This window comes from Legionella sp. (genome assembly GCF_047605385.1).
Classification (GTDB): domain Bacteria; phylum Pseudomonadota; class Gammaproteobacteria; order Legionellales; family Legionellaceae; genus Legionella.
In genome coordinates this window covers 1-5350 of record NZ_JASGFU010000109.1, presented here as the reverse complement: position 1 = coordinate 5350, position 5350 = coordinate 1, and the positions used below count along the sequence as shown (strand labels likewise).

Below are 5350 nucleotides of genomic sequence, written 5' to 3'. Positions count from 1 at the left end.
TACTTGCGCTATTTTATTCACATGCCGTACAGTGCAACCAAGATAAGCAAACAAATGAGTTTATACCTTACAAATTTTTACTGAAAATTCAAGAATATTAAATGGATATAAGTTCAAAATCCTAGCCTTACTAGTCACCGCGCGGGCCAATGTATGGGCAATAAAACTTTTTTTACTTTCTTCATTTCCTTTATATGAAACAATTAAATGGATAGAAAACCATATAAACGCATTCATGCAACAATAATTTGTTGCGATGTTTTGTTATATTTCAATCATTCCTATATTACAATGTAATAATCGAACAACGTAACTCTTGAGGTTATTTTAGTTTATACTTATAATAACCTTAAAGGTTATAATTTGGGCAATTCCATGAGCGAATCAAAACGACCAAGTTATAATTTAAACGACATTAAAAAAGCGTTTAACAACGAACATAAATTAAGAATGACGGTATCAGCCAAACAAGGACAATTAGCTCTCGGCTTTTCCAATCAAGATGTAGTAGAAGCCATACAAAGCTTAACAAGTAATGATTTTTATAAATCAATAGAACCAATTGCCCCAGGCTTTACCGCTTGGCAAGATGTATATAAATCAAATTTCAAGTAAACACCTATGGCGAACTTATTCTCTCATTTAAGGAGAAATAACATGACAAAAGAACGATGTCCCATTTGTGGTGAACTGGCAGCGATACATGAAGGACGTAAAACAACGTATCATTATAAAAAGCACTCCTTCGACATCATTCAACCCGCCCTTTGGTGCGACTCATGTGGCGAAGGAGTGATAAGTCCTGAGGATAACAAAGCCATTGCCTTAGAAATTCAAGAGCATCGCTCACGAATTGATGGAATATTAACGCCTGGTGAAATTACCAAAATACGAAAACATTTAAATTTGAATCAAAAAGATGCCAGTCGTCTCTTTGGTGGTGGTATTAACTCGTTTAACCGATATGAGCGAGGAACAAACCCAATCCCCAAACCTTTAAGCATACTTTTAGTGCTTTTAGATAAACACCCAGAGCAACTAAACGAACTATTGATGTCTCAAGTAGCAAATCCATCTGAATCTTGCGCTAAGGCACTATAAAATGAAAGAAACCTTACAAATTACTTTAAGAAAAAACAGGGATCACCAGTAATGTTTTAAAGAATATTAACTTTAAAGATCTGGCAGAGAATACGGATAGGCATAATTCCTCAACCTTATTGCTATTCAAAAAGTTTATTGAGATTCCTGATTTTTATAATCAATTTAAACAAATTGCTACGAGTGAATATAAGAAAAACCCCAATATAAAAATGGGCCATTTTAAGGGGTATGCTCAAGGCCATGCATTACCCTCAAAATGGATCTGTGCATGTGCCATAGATGTAATTGCAAAAAAGTCATTGATTCACATTCGTCTAATTGAAATCTGCTCACTGGCTTAGTGATTGTCTAAGCATTCTCTACTACTCCACATCACGCCATAAAATGTAGTTATAGCTGAGCCCTCATAAAATGCCTATGATACATAGCATTGAAAAAGTTCAGTGACTGAACAACGTTACTTTCTTCGAATAGCTCTAGCTTGAGCCCACTTATGCTCTATTGGATTAAGATCAGGGGAATAAGGAGGCAAAAATTGCGATTTAGTCTTAGGTTCCGTTAAGTCGCAGCACATCAATCCGTTTGGCAATGTCTGCAATGCTTGGTTCTGAGAGAACGCTGTAAGCAGGTAAATTTACCAAAAAACGCTCTCGTATTTCGGAAGTTATTTGCATAGCTAACAAGGAATTTCCTCCTATGAAAAGGAAACTATGATTAACCCCGATTTTAATCTTGAAAATATTTTCCATAATCCCCACAAGTGCTTTCTCAGTCTCTGACTCTGGCTCAACAACATTGCTTATGGAAAACACAACATCTCCCTCATATTGTTCCAACGCAATGCGATCTACTTTACCACTATTGGTTAACGGAATTTTTTCAACCATATTAAATACGGAGGGTAAAAGATGAGGAGGTACGTGTTCTTGCAAAAAAGTGTACAGCTCACTCACCAAATTATCGTTTATGCTTCCTTCCATGATAAGAAATGCTTCCAGATGTTTATCTGCAAAGCTGCTCTTTTTAGCGATAACTACAGCTTCCTTTACTCCTGGATATTTCATTAAATGCCATTCAATTTCCTGTGGCTCAATCCTGTATCCACGTATTTTCAATTGCTCATCTTTTCGTCCGGTATACACTATGGTTCCATCGCTCAGGTATTTACCACAATCACCTGATCGATAAAGTAAACTATCTGGTTGGTTACTAAAGGGATCGGGAACAAATTTTCCCTGTGTCAATTCAGCCCTGTTGATATACCCTTTAGCAAGACAAGCTCCACCTATATAAATTTCACCAATGCTACCTGGCGGTACCAGTTGCATATGATCATCCAAAATCAGGATTTTTGAATTTGAAATTGGTTTCCCGATGGGAGGATAATCAGGCCAATCGCTGTGTTGTTGTGGAAATAAATAAGAGGTCACCACATGTGTTTCAGCTGGGCCATAATAATTGTATAATTGACACGCACCTAAATCTTTAAAAAAGCCGGTAATAATATCGGTAATAACCAGTTGCTCTCCGGCAATAATAATTTCTTTCACATCTTTGAAGCAGGATCTATCAAGTGAAGTAGCCACCATATTCTTTAAAAAAGGCACTGACAGGACTAATTGATCTACCGCGTTTTTCTTCACTATATGGGAGAACTTTTGCACGTCGAGGCGATCATGTTCTGAAATAAGCGTTAGTGCTCCACCAGAACCAAGGGCAGAAAAAATCTCAATAAAACTCATATCAAAATTCAGCGTTGTAAACTGTAATACATTGCGTTTTCCAGGGATTATTTCTCTATGCCAATACATTAAATTACTCAATGCTTTGTGAGGCAGCATCACGCCTTTGGGCTGACCGGTTGATCCTGAAGTATAAATAACATAGCCAGCACTATCCAAAGAGCAGGAAATATTAATATCATTTTCCCAATCGGTAGATGCCCTCTCTAAAATATCCTCTATCCCGATTAGCTTGATGGATTCAAAGGGGCAATCTGCTAATAAATAGTTTTGAGATAAAACAAGGGATGCACCAGAATCTTCCAACATAAATGCCAAACTTTTTTCAGGATAATTGTAATCCAGCGGTAAATAAGCCGCTCCGGACTTGAGTACTCCCAATACTCCTATAATCATTTCAATGGAGCGCTCAAAATAAAGTGCGACCAGTTTATCAGGGCCTATTCCTACATCATGCAGGTAATGTGCTACCTTGTTCGCCTGTTTATTTAATTCCATGTAAGAAATAGCGCAATCATTAAACACAACTGCAGATGCCTGGCCATTTTTCAAAGCTTGCTCTTCAAATAAATGATGAACACAACGCTCAGGATAATTTGTACCATGCTCTACATTATTCCAAGTATGAAGCAATTGAAAACGATCATGCTCACTAAGGGTTAACGAATGTGAAGAGATCTTGTCAGCTAAAGCTGTCTTTTTCGTAAATAATTCATGAGGACTGTTATCATGTAAATCCATGGATGGGCAAGCTTGAAGCAAGGGATCTATTGCAACATTGTTGTAATTTCTATTTTGATCAATATTACCGATAGTTAACTCATAATCAGAAATTGAATTGCCCAGCTGATTAGCTGTCATCAAGACCTGTTCGCCTGATGAAAAACTCAAGATCTTTTTCACAGTGTCATCGTATTTACTTCTTACCCACAAAATTGAACGATGCTCATTGTCTGATTTGGTTGTATTGGATGTGGATTGAAGACAAGACAATAATACAGCATAACTGGACACTTCTCCTGCTTGTGCTTGAGACCAATAGTAAGTGCTTAACGGTTTGACAAATAATTCGGCTTTTTTAGATTGTGTCTGTTCCCTTATCTGTGACAGCACTTGTTGTATTTCTTTGAACAATTGGGGTTGCTTCAATATATGACAAATAAATTGCTCAAAAGCAGGATTATCCGCAAGCAAACGAGAACCAAGATACATATTCAACGCTTCTGTCGGCCCTTCAAAAATCCGAAAGACACGCGCATCACGAAATATTTTCGAAACATCACATGTTGCTTCATAACCTCTTGCTCCAAGCAATTGAAGTGCTTGATCAGCCACCCAACTCAAAAGTTCCGAGCCTAAAATCTTTGCAACAACAAACGTTTCTTCTGGAACTTCGGAAGGTTTTTCATCGTACAAGGCAGCAATACGGTACACATAGGAATCCAGGGCATCAATAGCTGCCGTTATCTCGCTTAATTTCACCAGAGTAACCGGGTTATCAAGCAAGACTCCTGTCGCAATAACTCTGCGTTGTGCATAGCGATACATCAGCTGTGCACAACGTTTCATTGCCCCAATCGCCGCCGCCGCAAGACACAATCGAATATACATCATATTGTCTTGCGCTATTTCCATGCCTTCGCCTATGCGACCCAGCAATTGTTCTGATGTGACTTTGACATTATCCAGTGTAATTTTGTTTTTTGAAAAGCCACGAATTCCCATAGAGACATCATCGAGCCCTACGTGCATACCCGTTGTGCCTTGGGGCACCAGGAAACCACTCATACCAACCCAATGATTATTCTCATCGTATTGTTGCACATAAACGGCAGTCAATGCAGCCGAAGAGCCCATTCCTATCCAACGCTTACTGCCTTTTAATAACCATTCGCCTTCACCGACTGCTTTCGCAACAGATTTCATGGCTCGAGGGTTTGAACCAGCATCTGATTCAGTCATGGCTCCGGCTGTAAAAATACGACCTGTCGCCATCTGATTCAGGTATCTATTTTTCATGGATTCCGATGCGTAATTTTCCAACGTGTGCGCACCTTGAATACTTTCAATGAGAATAACGCTTAACGTCAAATCAATCGAAGCAACTTGCTCAATGACACGCAACATATCATAAGTGGTTAATTCCAAACCACCGTATTTTTGAGAGATGTGAATCCCAAAAAATCCTTGATTGCCAAGCTCAAGGAAAACATGCGGAGGGAAGCCTCGTTGCTCATCAGCAGCATGTGAGTCTATGTGCATTGAGGAAAAATCACGTATCCAATGGATAAGTCTGTCCGCTGTCTTTTTGCTTTGATTAGCAGGGTTCAATTTCACATCCTCGCGTCGTTATTCAGGGTTCATAGTTCTGGTACTATTATATACTGTAACAAAAAACATTTAGGTAAACAAATATCCAAAAAGCGCTTTTTCATCACAAAAAAGGTCAGACCCTGAACGATCCCGTCAAATTTTTGCACAATCATAATTTTCCCAGTCTAAGA

At 38.5% G+C, this 5350-nt stretch carries 4 protein-coding genes; 2 read left to right on the top strand and 2 right to left on the bottom strand.

What is annotated here, in order from left to right:
- Window positions 1-375 precede the first annotated feature (375 nt).
- Both QM652_RS13955 and QM652_RS13950 read left to right on the top strand, forming a co-directional pair.
- On the top strand, window positions 376-615 hold the full coding sequence (locus QM652_RS13955) for a type II toxin-antitoxin system MqsR family toxin (RefSeq protein WP_415076827.1): 240 nt from the start codon (window positions 376-378) through the stop codon (window positions 613-615).
- Window positions 616-657: 42 nt separating this feature from the next.
- Window positions 658-1101: a type II toxin-antitoxin system MqsA family antitoxin gene (locus QM652_RS13950; RefSeq protein WP_415076825.1), complete on the top strand. Its 444-nt coding sequence runs from the start codon at window positions 658-660 to the stop codon at window positions 1099-1101.
- Between the two features lie 460 nt (window positions 1102-1561).
- Here the strand turns inward: QM652_RS13950 and QM652_RS13945 are convergent, their stop codons facing one another.
- The gene (locus QM652_RS13945; protein WP_415076823.1) at window positions 1562-1678 is read right to left on the bottom strand and encodes a transposase; all 117 of its coding nucleotides are present in this window, start codon (window positions 1676-1678) and stop codon (window positions 1562-1564) included.
- Entirely contained in the window at window positions 1653-5177 is a 3525-nt protein-coding gene (locus tag QM652_RS13940) for an amino acid adenylation domain-containing protein (protein WP_415076821.1), read from the bottom strand. The genes QM652_RS13945 and QM652_RS13940 overlap by 26 nt, the downstream gene beginning before the upstream one ends.
- Window positions 5178-5350 lie beyond the last annotated feature (173 nt).